Genomic DNA, 23,824 nt, shown 5'->3' on the forward strand with positions numbered 1-23,824 from the left:
AACGATCATCCTACCGACCTTTAAGCTGTCTCTCTAGGGCTATAATCTCGCTTGCAGTTTGTACATTTCAATTCCAAGTTGTGCCGCTTTCAGGTTGTCGCCGGACCGCTCCGCCTTTATCATCGCTTCTTTTATCTGTTCAATCTCTCGAAGCTTAGGCACCTTGCTGATTTCGTTGACATAATCGACGAGCAGCTGCTCGTCGAACGGCATGTCGTCGTCCATCATGAGTATGGAAGCGGCCGCCCGTTCAAGGCGGTCATCCTGAAGCGACGCAATAAATCGGCTAACATCCGGATCATGGCCTTGCGCGTAATAAGCGTATAAGTAAGCAGCAAGCGCTGCGTGATCCTCCACATGAAAAGCTTCCCCGAGCTTCTGGTGCACCGTGTTCGCGATATCCGCGCTTTGCAGCATTTGCGCAAGGAGCTTGCGCTCGGCCACCTGATAGGCGGGCAACACGGGCGGCGCAGAGGACGCACGGCGGTTTTCACGGTTTTCATTCCTACCATTATTCCACGAATTGTCGTTATTATCCCTTTGCGGTTTCATTTTTTGAAGCTGCTGCCGTTCGTTAAAACAGTCCTGCTTCAACGAATCCAAGGACATATCGAACTCGCGGGACAGCTCCTTCAAATAAAATTCCCGCTCTGTCGGCGAATCCAGCACGGCAATGATGCGTACGGCTTCAAGCAAGTAATTTTTCTGTCCCTCTTCTTCTAGGAGTATATGGTTTTTCTTAGCATATAGTAATTTAAATTTTGTTGCGGAAACCGGGTGTTCGATAATTTCCCGAATGAACGCATGAGCGCCGTTCTGTTCGATAAACTCGTCCGGATCCATGCCTTTCGGCAGCATCGCCACTTGAACCCGCAAGCCGGCTTTCTCCAGTATCGGTATGGTTTTGAGCGCCGCCGCTTGTCCGGCATTGTCGCCGTCGTAGCACAGGATCGCCTCGTCCGCATTCCGCTGCAGAACCGCCGCGTGCTCCTCCGTCAAAGACGTTCCCATGGAAGCCACGCCGTTAATCACGCCAGCGCTCCATGCTTTGACGACATCCATATAGCCTTCGAACAACACCACGCGCCTGCTCTTGCGAAGCGCGACCCTGGCATGATGAAAGTTATACAAATTCCGGCTTTTGTTAAACAGCATCGTCTCCGGAGAATTCAAATACTTCGGCTGTCCCTCCCCGAGCATTCGGCCTGCCATCGCGATCACTTTGCCGTCGCGGTTCCAGATCGGGAACATGACCCTGTCGCGAAACCGGTCGATGTACCCGCTCTTGTCCTGCTTCCCGATCAACAGGCCGCCCTTCTCCATTAATGCGGAATCGAACTCCCGCTTCTCCAGGAAGCGCGCGAGCGTATCCCATTCGGGAGGCGCGTAGCCGATCAGGAATTGGTCGATTTGCTTGTCCGTCACGCCCCTTCCGCGCAAATACTGCAGCGCGGGTTGTCCGTGCGTCGTGTTCATCAGAAGATAATGATACAGTTTGGCCGCCAGCTCATGCGCTTGAACCAGCTTGTCGCGCTCCCCGTTACCTTCATTGCTCTGCCCTTCCGTCGATCCGGACCACGTTATCGGGATGCCGGCTTCTTCCGCCATGGCGCGCACGGCTTCCGGAAACGAATATTCTTCGATTTCCTCGATGAACTTGATGGCGTTCCCGCCTTTGCCGCATCCGTAGCAATAGAAGATGCCTTTCTCCGGCGTGACGGTAAAGGAAGGCGTCTTCTCTGAATGAAACGGGCAAAGCCCTTTCATGTATTTCCCGTTTTTCGAGAGGTGAACGTACTTTCCTACCGTTTCGACGATATCGTGATGCTTGAGCACCGCTTCAATGACGGAATCCGGTATTTTCCCGTATGCCATACCCCTTCACCTTCATCCTAAATGACAAGTAATACTATTCGCTACGGTTCAGCATTCTCCTGCCGAGATTCCAAAACTTTTGTCAGCTTTTGCTGAAAACAGGTCCGATCCTCGTCCGACATCGCTTTGGGACCCTTCGTTCTTCCGCCTGCCCGGCGCCGTTTCGCCAGTTCGTGCCTGCGCTCCATCAAGTAGTCAATGTTGCTGTCATCGTACTGCTGACCGCGCGGCGACAGCGCGATCGCGCCTTTGGCCAAGACGATCGTCGCCAGCCCGAAATCCTGCGTCACGACGATATCTCCGCGCTTGATATGATTCGCGATATACAGGTCGACCGATTGATCGCTGCGGTCGACCTGCATGATCGCGGCGCCCGTCTCCGCCTGCAGCCGATGATCATGCGAAGCTACCATCAGAACCGGCACGCCGTGCGTTCGAGCAACCTCGACAATTTCCCGCTTCACCGGACAAGCGTCGGCATCGACTACAATTGTTGGCATTGCCGTCAAATTTGCACCACCGCATCTTCATGTAACTTCCGTACTATTATATACGGCAAATAACTAAAAAATCCTGCTTTCCCCACGCCTTCAAACGGTTTCGACGTACTCCATGATGAGACTTGCGGTTTCTTCCACCGCTTTGTGGGAAACGTCGATCACGAGACAACCGATCTTGTCCGTGATGGACTTCGCGTACTGCAGCTCGAATTCGATCCGGTCCGCCTTCGCATACGACGCGCTGTCCGGCAGCCCGAGCGCCTTGAGCCGTTCCTTGCGGATGCCGTTCAAATAATGAACGTCGATCGTCAAGCCGACGACCTTCTCCTTGGGAATCTGAAACAACTCGGGCGGCGGGCCGACCTCCGGGATGAGCGGAACGTTCGCGACCTTGAACTGCTTATGCGCCAGATACATGGAAAGCGGCGTTTTGGACGTCCGCGATACGCCGACGAGCACGATATCCGCTTTGAGTATGCCGGTCGTGTCCCGCATGTCATCGTACTTGACGGCAAATTCGACGGCCTCCACCTTGCGGAAATAATTCTCGTCCAGCACATGGTTCAATCCCGGCTCCTGGCGGGGCTTGCGGTCCGTCTTCATCTCCAGGCTGTTCAGCAGCGAGCCGAGCAGATCGATCGCGGTCACGTCGTGCTTCTCCGCCAATTCGATCATCCGCTCCCGAAGCCCCGGCAGCACCAGCGTATAGAGCATGATGGCGTCATGTTCCTTCGCCAGCCGGACGAAGCGTTCCAACGCCGATTCGTCATGCACGAACGGAACGCGGCGGATATCCGCGTGAATGGGGTGAAATTGGGCTACCGCCGCCCTTACGACAAGCTCGCCGGTATCCCCGGCGGAATCGGAAACGACGTAAATAATGACGTCAGGCTGTGAATCGACTGCCATTTCAATCCCCTCCTTCAAGAATTACGCTGCAAGGTCTCAAGATCACGGTTGCGCTTTGCTTCGCAACGCGCTTACCAAACCAATTTCGAGAAGTCCGCGACTTGCATTACGCTGCCCGCGATCGAGGCCAATGTCGCCAGACGGTTCGCGCGCAAGGCCTCGTCTTCCGCCATGACCATGACATGATCGAAGTACGCATTGATCGGATCCTTCAGACCCGCCAGCTTGACGATCGCCGCCGCCGCTTCGCCGCGCTCGACGTGCCCGGCGATATCCTCGCGCACGGAAGTCCATGCGCGATAGAGCGCGCCTTCGGTCTCATCCGAGAACAAGCTTGGATTCACCTCATTAGACGCGGCTTTCGACGCAAGGTTGCACACGCGGTTGAGCGCGTCCACGACCGTCTTGAATTCCTCGCGCCGGTCGCCTGCGGCCGCTGCCGTAACCGCCGCGGCGCGGTCGACCGCAACGCGCAAATCTTGATATCCGACGGCCATAACGGCGTCGACGACGTCATAGCGAACGCTTTGTTCCGTGAGCACGTTCTTCACGCGAAGCGAGAAGAACTCGTACAGGTCCTTGCGTATTTCGGCCGCTTCGCGTTTCATGCCGCGCGCGGCGTGCACGTCGAGCGACAGGTCGAACAACGTGCCGAGCGGCAGCTTCAAGCCATGCGCGAGGACGATTTGCACGATGCCCGCGGCTTGGCGGCGTAGCGCGTAAGGATCCTGCGAGCCGGTCGGAATGATTCCGATGGAGAAACAGCCGACGATCGTGTCGATCTTATCCGCGAGGCTGACGACGGCGCCGATGATCGAAGCCGGCGCGCGGTCGCCCGCAAACCGCGGCTGGTAGTGTTCGTTGATCGCTTGGGCGACCGCTTCCCGCTCGCCGGCCTTGCGCGCGTAATCTTCGCCCATGATGCCCTGCAGCTCGGGGAACTCGTAGACCATCTGCGTCACGAGATCGAACTTGCAGATCGCCGCCGTGCGCGCGGCATCCTCGGAGGTTTGCGCATTCAATTCGAGCGCGGTCGTCAATTTGCCCGCCGTCGCCACGATACGGCGGACCTTATCCGCTACCGTGCCGAGTTCTTCATGATAGACGATCGACTCCAGCTTGGCCAGCGCGTCTCCGATCGCAAGCTTCTGATCTTCGCCGTAGAAAAATTTCGCGTCGGACAATCGCGCGCGCAATACTTTCTCGTTGCCTCTGGCGACGTTCTCGATGGAGGTGCGGTCACCGTTGCGGACCGTGACGAAGAATGGCAGCAGTTTGCCGTTGCCGTCCAGGACCGGGAAATACCGCTGATGCTCCCGCATCGACGTGATCAGCACTTCCTGCGGAATGCGCAGGAACGATTCGTCGAAGGTACCAAACAACACGTTCGGATATTCGACGAGGAACACGACTTCCTCGAGCAGGTCTTCCTTGATCGCGATATGCCAGCCCTTGTCGGCGGACAGCGCGTTGATCTGCTCGACGATCAGCGCTTCGCGCTCGGCCACGTCGGCGATAACATGCTGTTCCTTCAGGCGCGCCACGTAATCGCGAGGCGCGGCGATGTCGGTCTCGCCGCCCAGGAAGCGGTGGCCGCGCGCCGTTCTGCCGCTTTGGACCGCCGTGATTTCAAGCGGAACGATCTCCTCGCCGAACAAAGCCACCAGCCATTTGATCGGGCGGACGAAGCGCAGGTCGTAATTGCCCCAACGCATGTTTTTCGGGAAAGACATCGAGGTGATGATGGACGCAAGTCCTTCCGGAAGGACTTCGCTCGTCGCCGTGCCGACGCTGCTCTTGTTGGCGTAAATATATTCCACGCCGCCGACTTCTTTGAAGAAGAAGTCGCCGGGCTCGACGCCTTGGCTGCGGGCAAAGCCCAGCGCGGCCTTGCTCCATTCCCCGTTGTCGCCGAGCGCGATTTTGCGGGACGGGCCTTTGACTTCCTCGTTCACGTCCGCTTGCTTCTCTTCGACGGCGCGAACCAATACCGTGAGACGGCGAGGCGTCGCGTACGCTTCGATTTCGCCGTGCGCGATCCGGCCGCTTTCCAGCCATTTGGCGGTTTTCTCTTTCAACTGATTCATGGCGCCGCGCACGAAACGGGCCGGCACCTCCTCGAGTCCGATCTCGAGCAGCATATCCTTAGCCATTGACGTTCACTCCTTTCTTGAGCAGCGGGAAGCCGAGACGTTCGCGCTCCTCCAGATACGTTGCCGCGCATGCCCTTGCCAAATTGCGCACGCGCATGATATACCCGGTGCGTTCCGTCACGCTGATCGCGCCGCGCGCATCCAGCAGGTTGAATGTATGGGAGCATTTCAGCACGTAGTCGTAAGCCGGGAATACGAGCTTATGCTCCATCGTTTTCTTCGCTTCTTCCTCGTACATGTTGAACAGCGAGAACAGCATCGCCGCGTCGGACGTTTCGAAGGTGTATTTGGAATGCTCATACTCCGGCTGCAGGAAGACGTCGCCATAAGTCACGCCGTCGACCCACTCCAGATCGAACACGTTCTCTTTCTCTTGGATATAGGAAGCAAGCCGTTCCATGCCGTATGTAATTTCCACGGCGACGGGATTGGCGTCGATGCCCCCGACCTGCTGGAAATACGTGAATTGCGTGATTTCCATGCCGTTCAGCCAAACTTCCCAGCCAAGCCCCCAGGCTCCCAGCGTGGGCGATTCCCAGTTGTCCTCGACGAAACGAATATCATGATGAAGCGGATCAATGCCCAGACGCTTCAAGCTCTCCAGGTACAGCTCCTGGATATTGTCCGGCGACGGCTTCAGGATGACTTGAAACTGATGATGCTGGTAGAGACGGTTCGGGTTCTCCCCGTAACGTCCGTCCGCGGGACGCCTCGACGGCTCCACGTACGCGACATTCCAAGGCTCGGGTCCGATCGAACGCAAAAAGGTCATCGGATTCATCGTGCCTGCGCCTTTCTCCGTGTCGTACGGCTGAACGAGAATGCAATTTTGTTCCGCCCAGAACTGCTGAAGCGTCAAAATCATGTTTTGAAAATTCATGTTCTTCTTCTCTCCTTTAATGAAATTAAACCCCCATCGTTCCAATAACGAGCGCGCATGAACGCCAAAAAAAGCTCCCGTCGCTACGTCTGGTTGTCAGACATAGGGACGAAAGCTTGAGCTTCCGCGGTTCCACCCTACTTGGTTTTCGCATTCGTCAGTCGCGGCGACTGCGGCGAAAACCCGCTTTTAAGCCTTGCTCTCAAACTCCGGAGCGCCTTTCATCGCGTAGGTCCGTCCGGGCTTTCACCGCCCCCGGCTCGCTTGCATCGGACAATTACCGATTACTTTCTCCATCATCGCTTATTCACATAATAACCTATCTTATCAATTCCGGGTCCTCGTGTCAAACCTAGCCAAACAATCAAGCTCCCGGATCGGCTCATATGGAGTATTTGTCCATTTGATCCAGAAAAGCGCGGGATTTCATCGGCAACGCGACATGCGTGTCCATCAATAGACGCATGGCTTGTTTCAACTGTTGCTTCGTCTCGTCCTTGATCGCGATATTGCCAAGCCGCCTGAGATCCATCTGCTGGTATAACCGAAGCAGCTTGAGCGCGCCATCGCCAAGCGGGAGCGCCTGGGGATCCTTGTACGCGCATCGAATGCACAGAATCCCGCCGTTTCGGGCGCTCAACGCCATGGGACCCGTTTCGTTGCCGCAGGACACGCATGCCCGGAAATCCGGTCCGTAGCCGGCAGCCTGCAGCACCTTCATCTCGAACAGTTGAATGGTGACCATCACGTCCTTGCCTTCGGCAAAGGCATTCAGGCAAGCCTTCAGCTGCTCGTACATAAAAGCGCCCGCGTCTTCTTCCTGAAGCGCGCGGTCTACCAACTCCGCGGCATAGGAAGAATAGGCCGTCAAATCAAGCTGTTCACGCAAAACATGGTGAGATTCGATAATCTCACCATGCGTCAACGTGCCAAGCCCGCTGTTTCGGAAAAACAGATACTCCCCGTGCGTGAATAACTGCGACAAGGAACCGTAGCGGCTTTTGATTTTTTTGGCGCCGCGGACGATGACGCCGATCTTGCCGTGCGTATTCGTCAACAGCGTCACGATTTTATTGCCTTCCCCGTAATCCGTGCTTCGAATCACGATTCCCTCGACCCTGTACTGCATGAGCCTCTCCCCCAAACTCCCGCGGACGACGATCCGCTATGAAGCGCCTTCGCGTTCGGCCGGCGCCTCCCCTTCTTCCTCTTGGGGAACGGCATCCGCCGCCGCGCGCTCTTCCATCTCCCTGTAAAGCATGAAAGCCTCCACATCCCCGGTCAGCGTAAAATACTTCCACGAAAAATTTCGCATTCGTATTCATCCTTTCCGCGCTCAGAAATGTTGCTCACGGATTAGGATGCGATGAAGGGAAGAAGCTTATGCCGCCAAATTATTGTCATTTTCGGATCGGGCTGGAACTTATCAATCGTTGCGGAAGCCGAGATCCTTGAGTACCCGTTCCTGGTTGCGCCAGTCTTTCTTCACCTTGACCCAAAGCTCCAAAAAAACGCGCGAACCGAGCAGCGTCTCGATATCGCGCCGCGCCTCTTTGCCGACCTGCTTCAGCAGCGAGCCTTGCTTGCCGATGACGATACCTTTCTGCGAGTCGCGCTCGACGTAAATGACGGCGCCGATATAGACCACGCCGTTATCCTGCACCTTCATATCCTCGATGGCCACGGCAATGGAGTGCGGTACCTCCTCGCGGGTCAAATGCAGGATCTTCTCGCGGACGAGCTCCGCGCATACGAATTGCTCCGGATGGTCCGTCACCTGATCGGCCGGATAATATTGCGGACCTTCCGGCAGGTAACCGCCGAGCACCCGAAGAAGCGTATCGACGTTGTTGCCCTTCAATGCGGACACCGGAATGATCTCCGCGAAATCGTAAAGCTCTTTATATTGCACGATGAGCGGCAGCAGCGCCTCCGGCTCGATCTTGTCGATTTTATTCATAATGAGGAATACCGGCGTCGTGATCTTCTTGAGCGCTTCGATGATGAAGCGGTCGCCGCCGCCGAGGCCTTCGGAAGCATCGATGAGAAACAACGCCGCGTCCACTTCCCCCAGCGTGCTGATCGCGGATTTCACCATGAAATCGCCCAGTTTCGAGGTCGGTTTGTGGATGCCGGGCGTATCGAGAAATACGATCTGGGAATTGTCCGTCGAATAAACGCCGTGGATCTTGTTGCGCGTCGTCTGCGGCTTGTCCGACATGATCGCGATCTTCTGGCCGATGACTTCGTTGATGAGCGTCGATTTGCCGACGTTCGGCCGACCGACGATCGCCACGAACCCCGAGCGGAATTTTTCTTTGGATCCTTTTGATCCGGTATTTGTCGTTGTCATAGGTGGTCTAATGGCCCCTTCCAGGCATTACGCGTAAATTAAGCTTGGTGAAGCTGTTTGGACGAGAAAGCGCCTGGCAGCAGCTCTTCGACCGTGAGAATTTGCCAATCGCCTTTCATATTGCCCATGATAACCGGCATGTCGAGCGAGCAGAGCTCCACGAGCACCTGCCGGCATACGCCGCAAGGCGTAATCGGCGAATCCGTGTCGCCCACGACCGCGATCGCCTTGAAGCTGCGCGCGCCGCGGCCGTCCGCGATCGCCCGGAACAAGGCGGTTCGTTCCGCGCAGTTCGTCGGGCTGTACGCCGCGTTTTCCACGTTGCAGCCGTGATGAACGCCGCCCTCCGCATCCAGCAGCGCGGCGCCGACTTGAAAGTGCGAATACGGCACATAGGCTTTCTTCTTCGCTTCGATGGCTTGTTCCATTAACTGCCGATAGGGTTCGGGCAGCGGTTGTTTCGTTACTTCGGTCATGTAAAGATTCTCCTTCTCTCAGGGCAGCAGATGCGGCCCGAATACGATCAGCCCGACGGCAACCGCCGTCGCGGCGGCAAACAACACCGCCGCGGCCGCCGTGTCCTTCGCCGCTTTCGCGAGCGGATGCTTCTGCGGGCTGACCAGGTCGACGACATGTTCGACGGCCGTATTGAGCAGCTCCGCGGCAAGGACCATGCCCTGCACGATAATGATCGCCGCCCATTCCATGCCGGATAAGCCGAACAGCAGGCCCGCCGCATTGACCGCGACGACAAAGGAAACATGAATCCTCATGTTCGCCTGCGTGCCGACGGCGCTGCGAAAGCCGCTCCAAGCATAGGCGACGCTGCGCAGAAACCGTTTCATTAACGGGTCAAACCTGCTTGCAGAAGCACGGCTTCCTGTTTCTTCGTCATGACGGCCTCGCTCTCTTCATCCTGATGGTCGTAACCGATCAGATGAAGGAAGCCGTGCACGAACAGGAAGCCGAGCTCCCGCTCCAGCGAATGTCCGTATTCCTCGCTTTGCTGCTTCGCGCGTTCCGCGGAAATGACGATATCGCCAAGCATGCCGTCGTAGGGAATCGGATCGCTCTCGTCTTCCACTTCGTAGATGATGCCCAGCTCTTCGTCGGTTTCTTCCTGCATCGCGAACGACAGCACGTCCGTCGGACGGTCGATACCGCGGTAGTCTTTGTTCAATTGGTGAATTTCCTCATCGTCGACGAACGAAAGCGTCACTTCCCCTTCCGTCAAGCCTTCCGCTTCGCCGGCCAACCGCAGCAGGTTCTCCAGCACCCCGACGAACGCCTCGGAAATGTCCACTTTATCTTGATCGTTGCTCCAGTCCAACTGCAAACTCATGCCAGCCGCTCCTTTGATTTTACGTCTTCCGGATATTCGATGCGCGAATGGAAGATCCCGATAATGGTTTCCTTCAGCGTCTGCGCGATTTTCTCGAGCTCTTTCAGCGTCAGGTCGCATTCATTGAACTGATCGTCTTCCAAACGGCCTTTGATGATCTTGTGAATCATGGATTCCACCTGTTCCATCGTCGGGCTGCGCATGCTGCGCACCGCGGCCTCGACGCTGTCGGCAATGCCCACGACCGCGGCTTCCTTCGATTGCGCTTTCGGGCCGGGGTAGCGGAAATCCTCTTCCGTGAAGTCCGGCTCGACGCCCGCTTCCTCCGCCAGCTTGGTTGCCTTATGGTAGAAGAACTTCAAGAACGTCGTGCCGTGATGCTGTTCCGCGATATCCCGGATCGGCTTCGGCAGCTTGTGGTTCTTCAGCATCTCCACGCCGTCGCGCGCATGCGCGATGATGATGGATTTGCTCAGCTTGGGATCGATGGAGTCATGCGGGTTCTCGAAGTTCGTCTGATTCTCGATGAAATAGCCCGGCCGCTTCGTTTTGCCGATGTCATGATAGTAGGAACCGACGCGGCACAACAGGCCGTTCGCGCCGATCGCTTCCGCCGCCGCTTCGGACAGGTTGCCCACCATGACGCTGTGATGATACGTGCCCGGCGTTTCCGTCAGCAGCTTGCGCAGCAGCGGATGATTCGGGTTGGACAGCTCCACCAGCTTCAGCGCCGAAAGAATGCCGAAGGTGACCTCGAAGAACGGCATAAGGCCAACGACGAGAATCGCCGTCAACAGCCCGCTCGCGAAAGCGAAGGCAACCGTCATGACCAGATCGGTTTTCGGCGGAATATCCCCGAGGAGCAAAATCGCCAGGACGGACGCCGAGCCGAATAAGCTGGCCATGATGCCAGCCTTCAGGATCGTGGACCGCTGGCTCGCCCGGTGAATGGCAAAGATCGCCGCGAACGACACGACCGCCGTCGTGAACCCGTAGTTGAAATCGAAGATTTGATCAGAGCCCGTATTAAATATAATACTCCCCATTATGGCAAAAACAAATGAGCTCACGACCGCCAGCTGCACGTCCAGGAGCATGACGATCAGCATCGCGCCCATTGCCGTCGGAGCCAGATACCCGACGTACGGCATCGTCTGCGTCTGCGTCAGCTCGACGATATGCATCGCCAGAAGATTAAGCAGGTAGATCAGCAGCAGCATGAAAATCTGCGCGTTGCTGTATCCGGTCCGCGTGCCGCCGCTCAAGTTCGATGCCTTCTCCAAATAGCCGTAGATGACGATCAGGAACAAAGCCGAGAACAAGAACAGCCCCAACTGCGGCCAGTAGTTTTTCTTGGTTTGCAGCAGTCCGAACGAGGACAGGCGCTCGTACGTTTCCTTGGTGATCTGTTCGCCCTTATGGACGATCACATCTCCTTGCTTAATGACCACTTGCGGGGTGTTCTCCTTCGCAGCTACCCGGGCGTCGTTCGTCGCTTGCTTGTCGAGGAACTTGTTCGGCATGATCGCGTAGCGCGCCAGTTCCTGCACGATTTCACGCGACTTGCGTTCGCTCAGCGAGCTGGCGTTCACGAGCTCCGCCACCTTCGTCCGGGCCGTCTCCGCTTCGCGGAGCGAGTCGCCCATCAGCTTGTGCACGATCTGCACGGCGACGGTCTGCATATCGCTAAGTTGGGCGGCCGTCAATTGCGGCATCTTGTAAAAGGTTTCCTCCGGTATGCGGTACGCCTGCTCCTTCACGACCGTGGACATTTCCTCGAGCAGCGAGTCGTTATACGTGCCGTTCCCTTTGTTCAGCCGAACAAACTGATCCACGTAGTCGATATACATTTGCGGAATTTCGCTGCGGTAGATCGCCACTTTGTTCTCGAGCGTCACTTGGTCGTCCTGATTCAGCTGCTCCATGCGAGCGAAAACCTGCTCTAGAAGCGTCTCGCTGCGAAGCGCGACAATGGAGTACATCGGCTCGACGCGTTCGGCCGCGTCCTCCTGCGCCTGAAGGGTCGCTTTCTCGTCCTTGATTTCCATCGGCGCCTCGATGTCGCGATCGCTTGCTTTGTTAAGCTCTATGTTGTACGTCTTGGGAAGAACATGCGGCGCCAGGCTAAAATAAAAAAGCAGAACGAACAGAAGCAGCAGCAGCCAGCGAACGGCACCGCTGTTCCTCCATTCACTCCAACCGAATGTCTTCGCTTCCTCCTGACCGGTCTGCTGATTCATCACGTTGCTATCCTCCTAAAACATGCATCCCCCTAATCCCCCGAACTTCGCGCGGGACCTCCAGGGACCTGCGTCCCTTGGACCCTCTCTATACGGCCGCGGACTTCCGTCCCTGGACGCTTGTGGTTATCATTCTATCATAGAACCAGCCGGTGCAATTTTACAACCGTTTGAGGGTAAGTGCGATGATTAAAAAATCTTCACAACCCTTAAAAACACGTTCACAACCCCCTAAATCCCCCTTGTTGAAGGGGGACCCCAGGGTAGCGCTAGGCTCCCTGAAGCGAAAGGTGACTGCAAAATAAATCAGCAAAGCGCGCGCGTTCTCGCTTTGCTGTAACTGCTTTTTTTAGAAGACGACCGCAGGGACCTTACTCTCCCCGGCTTTCCGCGTCGAAATTGTAAGCGGTAATGATTTTCTGCACCAGCGAATGCCTCACGACGTCTTGTTCGGTGAATATGATAAAGCCGATTTCCGGAATGTTCTGCAGGATACGCTGCGCCTCGATCAGACCGGAGCGCTTGCCCCTCGGCAGATCGATTTGGGTAACGTCGCCCGTGATGACCATTTTGGAGCCGAAGCCGAGTCGTGTCAGGAACATTTTCATCTGCTCCGGCGTCGTGTTCTGCGCTTCGTCCAAAATGATGAAAGAATCCTCCAGCGTCCGTCCGCGCATGTATGCCAGCGGCGCGACTTCGATAAGCCCGCGTTCGAACGCCTTGGTTGTCTGGTCTGGGCCGAGCACGTCGTGCAGCGCGTCATAGAGCGGCCGCAGGTACGGATCGACCTTTTCTTGCAAATCCCCGGGCAGGAAGCCCAAGCTCTCGCCCGCCTCCACCGCAGGCCGCGTAAGAACGATCCGTTTCACGGAACCTTCCTTCAAAGCCGCGACCGCGAGCACGACGGCCAGATACGTTTTGCCCGTCCCGGCAGGGCCGATGCCGAAGACGATGTCCATTTTTTTGATCGTTTTGACATAGTGGCGTTGGCCGATCGTTTTTACCCGAATCGGTTTTCCGCGAAACGTCGTCGTAATTTCCGCCTTGAACAAATCGAGCAGCTGATCGGCTTGCATCGTTTTGGACAACTCCAGCGCATACGCGATATCCCGTTCCGAAGGCGTGTATCCGCCTCGCACCAGCTGCTGCAGCACCGTATAGAGCTGTTCCAGCGATTCTACTTCGTCCGCCGGTCCGGAGATGGCGATTTCCGCGTCGCGCGACATGATGTCGGATGACGCCTGCTGCTGCACAAGCCGTAGGTATTTATCCTGCGGGCCAAACAAAGCCAGCCCTTCCGCCGCGTTAGCAAGTGGAATTTTGACAACCTTGAATTCATTCGGCAAAAATACTCAGTCCCCTTGCATTTGAACTAGCGGTCTCTCTTTCACGATCGACTGATCCACCTCGAAAAACACTTTCATATAAACTTTACCATTGTCCGTCTTTTCATGCAAAATGTTTTCCGCGAGGATCTGCGCGTCGGGTCCGACTTTGGCGATCAGGTCGGCCCGCGCCTGCTGCAAGCCTTCCGCTTTGGCCTCTTCCACGCCGACCGTCGTCTGCTGCATCTTGACCTCCATGATCGTTTCCTTCAAGCGCCCGAAAGGCAGCTTCAAGGTCCGCCAGGCGGCCTTCTCCTCCTGCATCACCCGCTCGTACATGTCGAACGGAATCTTGCCGAAGCCGCTCACCTGCAGGGCCCGTCCGCCCGCAACGCCGTACCAGATCGTTTTTTTATTGCCCGTATACACCTTCGTCGTCCGCGTGAGCGGCGACACGATATCGTACTCGTGCCATACAAGGCCTTTCACCACGCCTTTGGCCACGACAGCCTTACCGGAGGTCTCGTCGCCCAACAAGCCGGAGATGAGGATGTCGCCCTGTTTGACGCGCATGTTGGTCTTCACGACCGGGCGCCCGGATTCCGCCATGACCTTCGTGACGACCGCGTCCGTCGAGGCGACCAGATGACGCGGACTCATGAGCGGCTTGGCATCCGGCGTGGAAGATTCCACGACTCGGATCGTAATGTGCGTGCCGCGCTTCTCGACGCCGATCCATGCCGCTCCGGGGAGCTTCTGTGCGAGATGCCGCGACAAGTCGGACGAGTCCTGGAGCCGGAACGACCATTGGAAGGGGTACAGCCCCTCCGCCTTCGCTGCCTGCAGGATCTGCTCCTCGGACAGCTTGCTGTTGCCCTCCACGTCGATCGACCATACCAACGACGAGAGCAGGTACATCCCGATGAAAAACAGGACGAGCCCCGCCGCAAAAAAAACGCGCTTGCGCATCCGCTGCAGCCAGAACGGCAAGCCCGTCCTGTCCTGGACATGCACCCGGCAGCCTGTCCGTTTCAAAATCGGCCGAAGACGAAAAAAGTCGTTCACGACGACTTGTCCCTGCATTTCTCCTTCCTTCGTACGGCGAATGGACCACAGCTGCAGCCCATCCGCAAGCGCTTCGTTCACGAGCCTCTCGATCGCTTGACCGCGTACGGCGACGGTGACGAATCCCCGCAGCCATTGCATCCATGTCGCATCCATGCTATTTAAGCCCCCTTATTCTCGCACCTCGATATTTTTGATGACGCCCTCGACGAACACTTCCTCGGTCCAAATGGTACGTATGACCAGATCGCTTCCCGTAACCTCGAGTTCCCCTTTGCTTAGGGCGAGGCGCAGCTTGTCGCTGGAGAAATGCAGGACGCCGCGATGGTTTTCAATGTACAACTGCCGGTCGCCGATCATCGTGAGACGGGGCAAATCCATGACGACATCCTGCGGCAGATCGAGCAAATCGGCAGCCATTTTTCGAAGTTTGCGGTTTATGCGGCGCATCCAGGCAGAGGCCCCCTTCCCGTACTGTACCAAATTATGCGGAAGCGGCCGGAAATATGAGAAAAGCGGCGCGCCGCATGGGCGAGAATCGGCAAATAAAAAAGCATCCGCCCCCGGGGGAGCAGATGCTTGAATAATATGCGGTTAGTCCGTGCGCTTACTTTCGATTCAAGGGCCGCTTGGATCTGGGCGGACCCAGCACTTCGGCCATGATGAATGCCTGCCGCAGCTCGTTGCCCTGCGGCACGCGGAACGCATCGCCTTCGCCGCTCGAGGACGAAGGAGCGGCAAGCGTTCGGCCCTTCGCCTGCGGGACGACCGTCTCCATCGAACGTCCGGGCAGTCTTGATTCCGCGAACTCCGAACTGACGCCTTCGCCGGAGGCCGGCTCCGGCGCGTAAAGCGAACCGCGCAGCGGACGTTCCGCCTCGGGTGCAGAAGACTGCATTCGGGTCGCCGCCGGCCGCTCCTGCACCGGCTGCCCCGTCTCGCGCTGCCGCGGGCGCTCGGGCTGCGCTGGCCGTTCGGTCAGCGGTCTGGCCGACTGACGTCCGATCGTTCCGCCGCCGCCGAAGGGCGGCATTTTGTTGCCGCCGGGATTTTGCTTTCCGCGCGCCTTGTTCAGCAGCGTGAGCAGGAAACCGACGACGATAATCACGATATAGATATTGGAAAATAACAGCTTCAGAAGCTCTTCCATGCGCGCGCCTCCCGCCGTAACTTATTCGTCCTGCGGGCGATGAACATTACCGTTCTTCCTTCTCGGTGCCGGTGCCGTCGCCTTTGCCGATGGAATTCCGCATGCTCGTATCCGCCTCGATGTTCTTGAAGTTCATGTAATCCAATACGCCGATCTTGCCCTGTTTCAGTGCTTCGGCCATGGCAAGAGGCACCTGGGATTCCGCCTCCACGACGAGCGCGCGCATCTCGATGACGCGGGCTTTCATCTCCTGCTCCTGGGCGACGGCCATGGCGCGGCGTTCTTCCGCCTTCGCTTGCGCGATCCGCTTATCGGCCTCGGCTTGCTCCGTTTGCAGGTGCGCGCCGATGTTCTTGCCTACGTCCACGTCCGCGATATCGATGGACAGGATCTCGAACGCGGTTCCCGCGTCGAGCCCCTTGCCAAGCACCGTGCGGGAGATAAGGTCGGGATTTTCGAGCACGTCCTTATGCGACTCCGACGAACCGACCGTCGTGACGATCCCTTCGCCGACGCGGGCAATAATCGTTTCTTCGCCGGCGCCGCCGACGAGACGGTCGATATTGGCGCGCACGGTGACGCGGGCCTTGACTTTCACTTCGATCCCGTTCTTCGCCACGGCGGCGACGATCGGCGTCTCGATGACGCGCGGGTTAACGCTCATTTGGACGGCTTGCAGCACGTCCCGGCCGGCCAAATCGATTGCGGCGGCCCGTTCGAATTCCAGCTCGATGTTGGCGCGCTGCGCCGCGATCAACGAGTTGACGACGCGGTCAACGTTGCCGCCCGCGAGAAAATGGCTTTCCAGCTGATTGATCGTCAAGCCCAATCCGGCTTTGGTCGCCTTGATGAGCGGATTCACGATTCGGCTTGGCACGACCCGGCGCAAGCGCATGGCGACCAGCGTGATAATGCCGACCCGCACGCCCGATGCAAGCGCGGATATCCAGAGCATGATCGGGAAAAAGCTTAAAAATACGGAAATGGCGATAATCGCGAGCACGACGATAATAATGACCGTTACTGTCGGATCTAACGTCAATGGAACCCCTCCAAAACTTTATTCGTTTTCGCTTTTCGGTCTTACGACGACGCGGGTGCCTTCGACTTTAATCACCATCACGCCCGCGTTCGGCGCAATGAACTCGCCCAACGTCACGACATCGACGCGTTCGTCGCCGAACCGCGCCGTTCCAGCCGGCCGCAGCGGCGTAACCGCGACCCCGATCCTGCCGAGATAGTCCGCTTTGTTCGAAGAAGAGCGGTACCCTTCCTCGTTCGTCAATTGATCGCGGAGAATGAACTTGTTCCAGACTCCTTTGTGCGCGAAACGTTTCGCGACGAAGAAGACGATGACTGCCGCGACGACGACGGCCGCCGCGAGCGAGAGCAGCGCGGATTTCGGATTCGGCGCCGCCAGCAGGACCCCCGATATTAACGAGGCTGCGCCTAGAATGCCGAGGATGCCGAAGCTCGGAATGAAAAACTCCGACACGAGAAGCAGGATCCCGGCGATAAACAGCGCGACGTCTTCGAACCCGGCGAACCCGGATACGTAATGCCCGAAGAAATAAAGAATGAAAGCGACCATCCCGGTGATGCCCGGCGCTCCGAACCCCGGAATCATGAATTCGATGCCGATGCCCGCGATGCCGACGATCAGCAGGATCGTCATGACGGCGGGATGGGTCAGAAACTGTCCGATTCTCTCGAGCGCGCTCGGTTCGTACGTGACGATATTAGGCTGATTCAGCTTCAAGCCGTCCAGCGCGTCCTCCACGGTCGCCGCCGTGTACTCCGCATAGCCGGCTTTCACGGCGTCTTGCGCCGACAACGTCAGCACGTCGCCCTTCTCTTTCGTCCGCCCGAGCTCCGTCAATTCGACGACGAGAGACGGGTTGACCATGGCTGCCGCAATGTCGGGATCGCGATCGTTCAACAATGCCGCCGACTTCATCTCCTCCGTCCAGAAGGAAATCGTCTTGGGGTTGTCGATGAGCGTCCCGCTCCCGTCCACGACCGCGGCTGCGCCGATCGTGCTGCCCGGCTGCATGACGATCTGCTGGGCGTTCAGCGCGATGTACGTCCCGGCCGATACAGCCTTGCCCTCCACGAAAGCGGTGGTCGGCACCTTGCTGCCGCGGATCAGCTCGCCGATATTCAGCGCGCTGTCGACCCGTCCGCCAAGCGTATTCAGGACGAGCAGCACCCGGCTCGCTTTCGCGTCTTCGGCTTCCTTATAAGCCCGTTTCAAGTGCTGGTACAACCCGGACTCCACCGATCTGTCCGCATCGATCACGTACACGGTCGAGCCCGCCGACGAGTCGGCTGCCGTTCCTTCCGCCGAAACGGCCGCACCCGTCAGGATGAAGCTGAACAAGACGACGACGGGCAGCAGCCATTTGACTGTCAACTGATGGATATGCCGCACAATAGCCCCTCCTCTGCGCGTATTACAAGCGGCGTAACTATTCCTCTAGTACGGAAACGACCACGGAACGTTTCAATTAGGCGTGAGCGGCTTCTTTCAGCCGAACCGCGGTCCAATCCGTCCTGTAAAACCGAATCATGATGGAGAGGCCGAACACCATCAGGAACGAATACAACGCGATCCACGCGCCCATGCTCCCCCAATGGAAGACGAAGATGAACAAGTACGCGAGCGGCACGAACAGAAACCAGCTGACGACGAACGAAATCCGCAGCAGGAACGTCGTATCGCCGATCCCGCGCAAGCCGCCGGCATAGAAATTCAACAGCCCGTCGAAAATCTGCAGATACGCGGATGCTTGGATGAGGTACGCGGCAAGCTCGTATACCTCGGGATCGTTCGTATACAAACGGGTGATCTCATGCGCGAAAATAAATTCCAGCGTTCCGAGCACGAAGAGGAAGGCGGAGCCGAGGATCGCCGTATCCGTGCCGACCCTTCGTCCCAGCAGCGGCGTGCCTTTGCCCACGAATTGGCCGACCAGGATGGTCGCGGTCGATCCGAAAGCGAAGGCCGGCATGAAGCCGAAGGACATGATGCTGAGCGCGACTTCGTTGGCCGCCAGCGCTTGATCGCCCAATCGCGCGACGAACGCGGTAAAGATGTACATCGACAGGCTGAGCGAAAATTCCTGCATGCCCAGCTTGCCGCTCTCCAGCATGATCAGCTTCATCTCCACCCATTTGAAGGCGATCGTCATGTATTTGCGGGTTTGGAACTTCTTGTTGAGGATGACGAAGAAAATGAACGCGCAGATGAGGGTTTGGGCGCTTTCCCCAATTAGTATGGCGATCCCCGCGCCCTTTAACCCGAGCTCCGGCAGTCCGAGCTTGCCGTACGTCAACAAATACGTGAGCAGCAGAATCGGAACATTCGCCATCAGCGAGACGATCATGGACATCTTGGTCGCGCCGATGCCGCGGAGAAACCCGTGGAAGGCAAAATTGATGATGCCGAACGACATGGCGTAGAAGCGAAGCTCCAGATAGAAGCTCCCCGTTTCCACGAGATTTTTCGACCCGCCGGTCCACCGCAGCACGTCATCGGCGCCAACCAGTCCGACCAACGCGATCAACAGGGCGAATAGGAGACACATGTACATGGCGATGTACGTCCGTTGAATGCCTCGCTTCATATCGCCGGCGCCGTAGTTTTGCGCGACCAAATAATTCACGGTATGGCCGATACCCGAGAAGAGCGCGAACGCGTTGTACATGATGATGTTTGAAACCCCGACGATGGCGATGATGAGCGAGCCGAGCTGGCCGACGATGATCAGATTGATCGTCCCGACGACGGTAGCGCTTGCAAAGGAAACCAAGGAAGGAATGGCCAAAAGCAAGATTTCTTTCCAATTACGCAGCATGAGCGTGGAAGCCTCGTTTCTCTAGGTTAGCCCTAATTGTCGCCCAGGCGCGGATGCCGTGTCAATAGCTTTCCCTCGACGGGAAAAACGAAAAAACACTCCCCGCATGGAGGAGTGTTTGGCTGTCAGCCTATGTTATTGCAGAAATTGCTGCACAAATGTGTTTACTAGTTTACCATCAGCTCGCCCTTTAACTTTTGGTAAAAGTGCGCTCATGACTTTCCCCATCTCGGCTTTCGAAGAAGCACCGGTCTCCTGGATGGTCTGCTGAACAATCATCTTGATCTCTTCTTCGGTCAGCTGCTGAGGCAGGTATACACTAATAATTTCAATTTCTGCTGCGACATCTTTCGCAAGATCATCGCGGCCGGCTTTCTCAAATTCTTGGAGGGAATCTTTACGTTGTTTGATCTCACGACTTAAGATATCAAGCACTTCGGAATCTTCAAGCGGACGTTTAAGCTCGATCTCCTGATTCTTGACGGACGAACGGATCATCCGAATCGTGGTGAGCTTGAACTTCTCCTGACTCTTCATCGCCTGCTTCATATCGTCGTTCAATCGTTCGCTAAGGTTCATTGTGGAAGGATCCTCCTAAAACTTTCTCTTGCGCGCAGCCTCGGACTTCAACTTACGCTTCACACTAGGCTTCTCATAATGCTTGCGTTTCTTCACCTCGGCCAATACGCCATCCTTTGCGATGGTACGTTTGAAGCGGCGGAGTGCAGCATCGATCGTCTCGTTTTTGCGAACTTTTGTTTCAGACACCAGTTTTCCCTCCCTCCGAATCAGACCGTCCAAGAAAGTTAACACGGTTCATCAAATTTAATTATAGTGGATAAAGAAAGGCAGTGTCAACTTGAACGGACAGGCTATTTTTTACGCCCCGTTCAGACCGTGCAATTTAGCGCCGCCAAGCAGGTGAATATGCAGATGGTAGACGACTTGTCCGCCGTCGGCGTTCACGTTGTTGATCAGCCGGTAACCGGATTCCGCTATGCCGAGCTCCCGCGCGATCTGACGGGCGGCCGCGAACAGCTCGGCCATCAGCGCGTCGTCTTCCGCCGTTACGTCGTTCATCGTCGGAATGTGTTTCTTCGGAATAATCAGAATATGTACAGGCGCCGCAGGCTGAATGTCGCGAAACGCGACGATGCGGTCATTCTCAAACACTTTAGCGGATGGAATGCTGCCCTCGATGATCTTGCAAAAAATACAGTCCATGCTTCAAAGCTCCTTCCCCGCGCCTAATAATCGTCTATCTCCTTTCCCATCATAGCGAAAAATGGAAGGCAAGTCCAATGGCGAAAACCAGCGTCCCGTCGGGTACGCTGGTTCGTCACGGCGGTACGGCTAGACAGGCCGCCAAGGCTCAATAAAACGGCAGCAGAGACAGGCCGAGCAGCGCCGTTAAGGGGAAAACCTGCCGGTAAAAGCGGCGGCGCGGGAAATACGGATACGGATAAAGCGGCGGGTAGAACGGGCCCGGGAAAAACGCGCGGTCCGCCCCTCCGTAATTCGGCACGGCGATGCAGACGACCTCATCGTCGATATGCTCGATGAATCCGTCGCAGCACCAGCCGTCATGCGTGTGGGCGAGGACGTAACGGTGCATGTGCGCATGGCACCAATGCTTCATATCATGCTTATGGACGTGATGATGCGTATGCGGTTTTGCCGGTTCGCCGGGCGACGTCGGCTTCGGCCCCGTTGGCGTCTTGGACGGCGGGGGAACGATCGTACCCGTCGATTTCTTCCCGGACGGGGAAGCCGCCATTCCTTTGGACGACTTGCCCACCGGGGAAGTAGTCACTTTTTTCTCCATTCTCAACATGACCTCCTTCATTCTGCTACCATGATATTCGCCCGTGGGCAAATGGCGCCTATGGACGCGCAAAATGGGCGTTTATCCCTGTGCGACCGATGCCGATTCGATGGGACTATCAGTCAGAATCGAGATGGATCGGCCAAAAATCGGCGCGTATAATGAAGGCGTCAGAGCGCTTTACTGCGCTCCGGGACGCGGAGGCGGGCGTTCATGCGCAGCTTCGGCGCGGCAGCTTGTCTGCGAGGATTTTTGAGTTTGGGAGGCGAATCTGCATGAAAGTGGCGATTATCGGAGGCGGGCTGGCCGGGCTGACGGCGGCCGCTTACCTGTCGGAGCAGCCGGACATCGAAGGCGTTCTGTTCGAACGCAGCCCGCAGCTGGGCGGACGGGCTTTCACCTACGAGAAAGCAGGGTTTACGCTGAATTACGGCGCGCATGCGATCTACGGCTTGGATCGGCATACGTTGTCCGTCATGGAACGGGAGCTTCGATTGCGTTTCGGCAGCAAGCAGGTCGACAAACGCAAGGTGATGTACGAGAAAGGCGAGCAGATCACGCCGGCCCCGCTCGATTTCGTGAATCTGATGAAAACGGACATTTTGTCGGCGATGCAGAAGGTCCGTTTCGTCGGGGAGATTACGGCGATCATCGCGAATATCCACCAAATCAAGCACTACGCGACGCTCGGCGATTATTTGGCCGAATCGGGGGCGGGCGAGGACGTCAAAGAGCTGTGGGAGCATCTCGTATGCAGCAACTTCTTCATTACGCCCGAAGACGCTCGGCGCGTGCCGGGTCCGGTCATCAGCGATTATTACCACAACCTGTTCCTGTCGCAGCGCCCCGTCAATTACGTACTGGGCAGCTGGGCGGTCATCACCGGCCAATTGCGCGAAAAGATCGACTCGTCCGGTCGCTGGACGATCGCCCTGCAGGAAGGCGTTGACGCTATCGCGTACGATCGCGGCAAATTCGTGCTGAAAACGAAAGCGCGCGAGGAAGCGTTCGACCGGGTCGTCTTCGCGATGCCCGTGCAGCAGACCGTCAAGCTGCTTCGCGGAACGGCGTGGGAACCGTTTCTCGCTCCGTACGAGCATAATTCGGCGACGGAGGTCATGGTGTACGACGTCGGCCTGACGCATGTCGTTGCCCGCCCGTTCAGCTATATCAGCGACATGAACCATAAACTGTTCATCTCCGACGTGTCCGCTACCGACCACACGCTCGTGCCGGACGGCGGACAGCTGCTTCAAGGGATCGCTTATCTGAGCGACGAGCAAAACGGCGGCGGGACCGACCGCAAAGCTTATCTGGACGAACGGACGGAACGAATGGAAGCCTTGTTCGACCGGCATTATCCGGGCTGGCGGGAGGCCGTCGCCGTCAAGCGCGTATCCAAGAAGGCGATGGTGCAAAGCGTCAAAAACGTGGCAAGCAACAAGCTGCTGCCCATCCGGATCGAAAGCATGCCGTTTTACTTCTGCGGGGACGGCTGCGAAGGCAAAGGCGAACTGGCCGAGCGCGCGTTCTCGAGCGGCCGAAGCGCCGCAAGGCTGCTCTTGAAGGAATCGGTTAAGGCACGAACGAGTATTCACGCTTAACCAAAACCAAACAGGCCGCGTTCCCTCCTGGAGAGAGAAACGCGGCCTGTCTTGTCGTTACTTGGAAGGATCGAACGTCAGCTCGTCCGGTTCGTTCATATGCGCGAGCAGCTTGCCCGCCATGGGCGGCCATCCGCCGTCCACCAGAATCGCCAGCGACTGCTCATGGTTGATCGTGTCGTGCCGGAAGGCGGACAGCTCCTGCTGGCAAGCCTTGAACACTTGAAGCAGCTCGTCCATATAGGCTTGTTCCCCGTCCGTTAGCGGTCCGTCGTGATTGCCGATCGCCTGAAGCGACGCCAGCGTCTGATCCATGAATTCGGTCGCGCTGCGCTTGGCTGCCGAAAACGGCTTGCCGTTTGCGTCTTCCGCCGCCCGGACGAAATCTTCTGCGGCGGTCGCCTGCCGGTAAGCGGCGATCAGCTTGCTCTTCGCCAGCATGCGGGAAGCAAGGTCCGGTTTGGCGATCAGCTCGCCGGTTTGCGCGACGGCCAAGTCGAAAAAGGCTTTGGCGTCATTTCCCGATTGCAGCACGCTCGCCCCGCGATCCGCTTTATCCGATTGCTCGTTTTGAAGCATTTTGGAGTATAAGAACACATTGCCGATTAAACTGACGGTCAGCAAAATAAGTACGATCGGCGTAAAAATCGGCCGTTTGGTCTGCTGCTCTTCCACTGGACTGCCCCCTACACGAAAGTTCCGCCGACGGTTCCCGGCCGCAGCCCGTCCCGCCTGGCATTCTCTTC

Annotated in this window: 25 protein-coding genes; 1 reads left to right on the top strand and 24 read right to left on the bottom strand. The window is 57.2% G+C overall.

Features of this window, described 5'->3' with window-relative positions; genetic code table 11:
- Positions 1-39: 39 nt before the first annotated feature.
- The 23 genes from dnaG to AC50YL_RS03485 all read right to left on the bottom strand — a co-directional run bounded on the left by dnaG (position 40) and on the right by AC50YL_RS03485 (position 21,474).
- Positions 40-1,875, bottom strand: coding sequence for a DNA primase (gene dnaG / locus AC50YL_RS03375; protein ID WP_494829287.1), 1,836 nt, complete (start codon positions 1,873-1,875; stop codon positions 40-42).
- A gap of 41 nt (positions 1,876-1,916) precedes the next feature.
- Complete coding sequence (locus tag AC50YL_RS03380; protein WP_494829289.1) at positions 1,917-2,375, bottom strand: YaiI/YqxD family protein; 459 nt, start codon at positions 2,373-2,375, stop codon at positions 1,917-1,919.
- Positions 2,376-2,465: 90 nt separating this feature from the next.
- Entirely contained in the window at positions 2,466-3,284 is an 819-nt protein-coding gene (locus tag AC50YL_RS03385) for a pyruvate, water dikinase regulatory protein (protein ID WP_494829291.1), read from the bottom strand.
- Between the two features lie 71 nt (positions 3,285-3,355).
- Positions 3,356-5,437 (bottom strand): glycine--tRNA ligase subunit beta, encoded by a 2,082-nt coding sequence (gene glyS, locus AC50YL_RS03390; protein ID WP_494829293.1) that lies wholly within the window; start codon positions 5,435-5,437, stop codon positions 3,356-3,358.
- Positions 5,430-6,317: a glycine--tRNA ligase subunit alpha gene (gene glyQ, locus AC50YL_RS03395; protein WP_494829295.1), complete on the bottom strand. Its 888-nt coding sequence runs from the start codon at positions 6,315-6,317 to the stop codon at positions 5,430-5,432. Before glyQ ends, glyS begins: the two co-directional genes overlap by 8 nt.
- Before the next feature lie 382 nt (positions 6,318-6,699).
- Complete coding sequence (gene recO, locus AC50YL_RS03400; RefSeq protein ID WP_494829297.1) at positions 6,700-7,446, bottom strand: DNA repair protein RecO; 747 nt, start codon at positions 7,444-7,446, stop codon at positions 6,700-6,702.
- A gap of 36 nt (positions 7,447-7,482) precedes the next feature.
- A complete protein-coding gene (locus tag AC50YL_RS03405) occupies positions 7,483-7,632 on the bottom strand; it encodes a YqzL family protein (protein ID WP_494829299.1) in 150 nt (49 codons plus the stop codon).
- Positions 7,633-7,743: 111 nt separating this feature from the next.
- On the bottom strand, positions 7,744-8,670 hold the full coding sequence (gene era / locus AC50YL_RS03410) for a GTPase Era (protein WP_494829300.1): 927 nt from the start codon (positions 8,668-8,670) through the stop codon (positions 7,744-7,746).
- Positions 8,671-8,708: 38 nt separating this feature from the next.
- Complete coding sequence (gene cdd, locus AC50YL_RS03415) at positions 8,709-9,146, bottom strand: cytidine deaminase (RefSeq protein ID WP_494829302.1); 438 nt, start codon at positions 9,144-9,146, stop codon at positions 8,709-8,711.
- Positions 9,147-9,164: 18 nt separating this feature from the next.
- Positions 9,165-9,515 (bottom strand): diacylglycerol kinase, encoded by a 351-nt coding sequence (locus tag AC50YL_RS03420; RefSeq protein ID WP_494829304.1) that lies wholly within the window; start codon positions 9,513-9,515, stop codon positions 9,165-9,167.
- On the bottom strand, positions 9,515-10,012 hold the full coding sequence (ybeY, locus tag AC50YL_RS03425; protein WP_494829306.1) for an rRNA maturation RNase YbeY: 498 nt from the start codon (positions 10,010-10,012) through the stop codon (positions 9,515-9,517). The genes AC50YL_RS03420 and ybeY overlap by 1 nt, the downstream gene beginning before the upstream one ends.
- Complete coding sequence (locus AC50YL_RS03430; RefSeq protein ID WP_494829788.1) at positions 10,009-12,252, bottom strand: HD family phosphohydrolase; 2,244 nt, start codon at positions 12,250-12,252, stop codon at positions 10,009-10,011. Before AC50YL_RS03430 ends, ybeY begins: the two co-directional genes overlap by 4 nt.
- A 371-nt stretch (positions 12,253-12,623) precedes the next feature.
- Positions 12,624-13,598: a PhoH family protein gene (locus AC50YL_RS03435; RefSeq protein WP_494829307.1), complete on the bottom strand. Its 975-nt coding sequence runs from the start codon at positions 13,596-13,598 to the stop codon at positions 12,624-12,626.
- A gap of 6 nt (positions 13,599-13,604) precedes the next feature.
- Positions 13,605-14,798, bottom strand: coding sequence for a sporulation protein YqfD (yqfD, locus tag AC50YL_RS03440; protein ID WP_494829308.1), 1,194 nt, complete (start codon positions 14,796-14,798; stop codon positions 13,605-13,607).
- Between the two features lie 15 nt (positions 14,799-14,813).
- Entirely contained in the window at positions 14,814-15,092 is a 279-nt protein-coding gene (gene yqfC, locus AC50YL_RS03445) for a sporulation protein YqfC (protein WP_161741057.1), read from the bottom strand.
- A gap of 157 nt (positions 15,093-15,249) precedes the next feature.
- On the bottom strand, positions 15,250-15,792 hold the full coding sequence (locus tag AC50YL_RS03450) for a hypothetical protein (protein ID WP_494829309.1): 543 nt from the start codon (positions 15,790-15,792) through the stop codon (positions 15,250-15,252).
- Positions 15,793-15,838: 46 nt separating this feature from the next.
- On the bottom strand, positions 15,839-16,834 hold the full coding sequence (gene floA / locus AC50YL_RS03455) for a flotillin-like protein FloA (protein ID WP_494829310.1): 996 nt from the start codon (positions 16,832-16,834) through the stop codon (positions 15,839-15,841).
- A gap of 18 nt (positions 16,835-16,852) precedes the next feature.
- Positions 16,853-18,223, bottom strand: coding sequence for an NfeD family protein (locus AC50YL_RS03460; protein WP_494829311.1), 1,371 nt, complete (start codon positions 18,221-18,223; stop codon positions 16,853-16,855).
- 76 nt (positions 18,224-18,299) lie between these two features.
- The gene (locus tag AC50YL_RS03465; RefSeq protein WP_494829312.1) at positions 18,300-19,649 is read right to left on the bottom strand and encodes an MATE family efflux transporter; all 1,350 of its coding nucleotides are present in this window, start codon (positions 19,647-19,649) and stop codon (positions 18,300-18,302) included.
- A 135-nt stretch (positions 19,650-19,784) separates the two neighbouring features.
- Complete coding sequence (locus tag AC50YL_RS03470) at positions 19,785-20,228, bottom strand: GatB/YqeY domain-containing protein (protein ID WP_494829313.1); 444 nt, start codon at positions 20,226-20,228, stop codon at positions 19,785-19,787.
- A 15-nt stretch (positions 20,229-20,243) separates the two neighbouring features.
- The gene (rpsU, locus tag AC50YL_RS03475; protein WP_090573672.1) at positions 20,244-20,417 is read right to left on the bottom strand and encodes a 30S ribosomal protein S21; all 174 of its coding nucleotides are present in this window, start codon (positions 20,415-20,417) and stop codon (positions 20,244-20,246) included.
- A gap of 111 nt (positions 20,418-20,528) precedes the next feature.
- Entirely contained in the window at positions 20,529-20,873 is a 345-nt protein-coding gene (locus AC50YL_RS03480; RefSeq protein ID WP_161741070.1) for a histidine triad nucleotide-binding protein, read from the bottom strand.
- A 148-nt stretch (positions 20,874-21,021) separates the two neighbouring features.
- Positions 21,022-21,474 (bottom strand): hypothetical protein, encoded by a 453-nt coding sequence (locus AC50YL_RS03485; RefSeq protein WP_494829316.1) that lies wholly within the window; start codon positions 21,472-21,474, stop codon positions 21,022-21,024.
- A gap of 275 nt (positions 21,475-21,749) precedes the next feature.
- On the opposite strand from AC50YL_RS03485, the gene AC50YL_RS03490 reads away from it, so the two are divergent.
- Positions 21,750-23,078 (top strand): FAD-dependent oxidoreductase, encoded by a 1,329-nt coding sequence (locus tag AC50YL_RS03490; protein ID WP_494829318.1) that lies wholly within the window; start codon positions 21,750-21,752, stop codon positions 23,076-23,078.
- A 57-nt stretch (positions 23,079-23,135) separates the two neighbouring features.
- Here the strand turns inward: AC50YL_RS03490 and AC50YL_RS03495 are convergent, their stop codons facing one another.
- Complete coding sequence (locus tag AC50YL_RS03495; protein ID WP_494829319.1) at positions 23,136-23,753, bottom strand: hypothetical protein; 618 nt, start codon at positions 23,751-23,753, stop codon at positions 23,136-23,138.
- Positions 23,754-23,824 lie beyond the last annotated feature (71 nt).

Source organism: Paenibacillus sp. J22P277 (assembly GCF_059383675.1).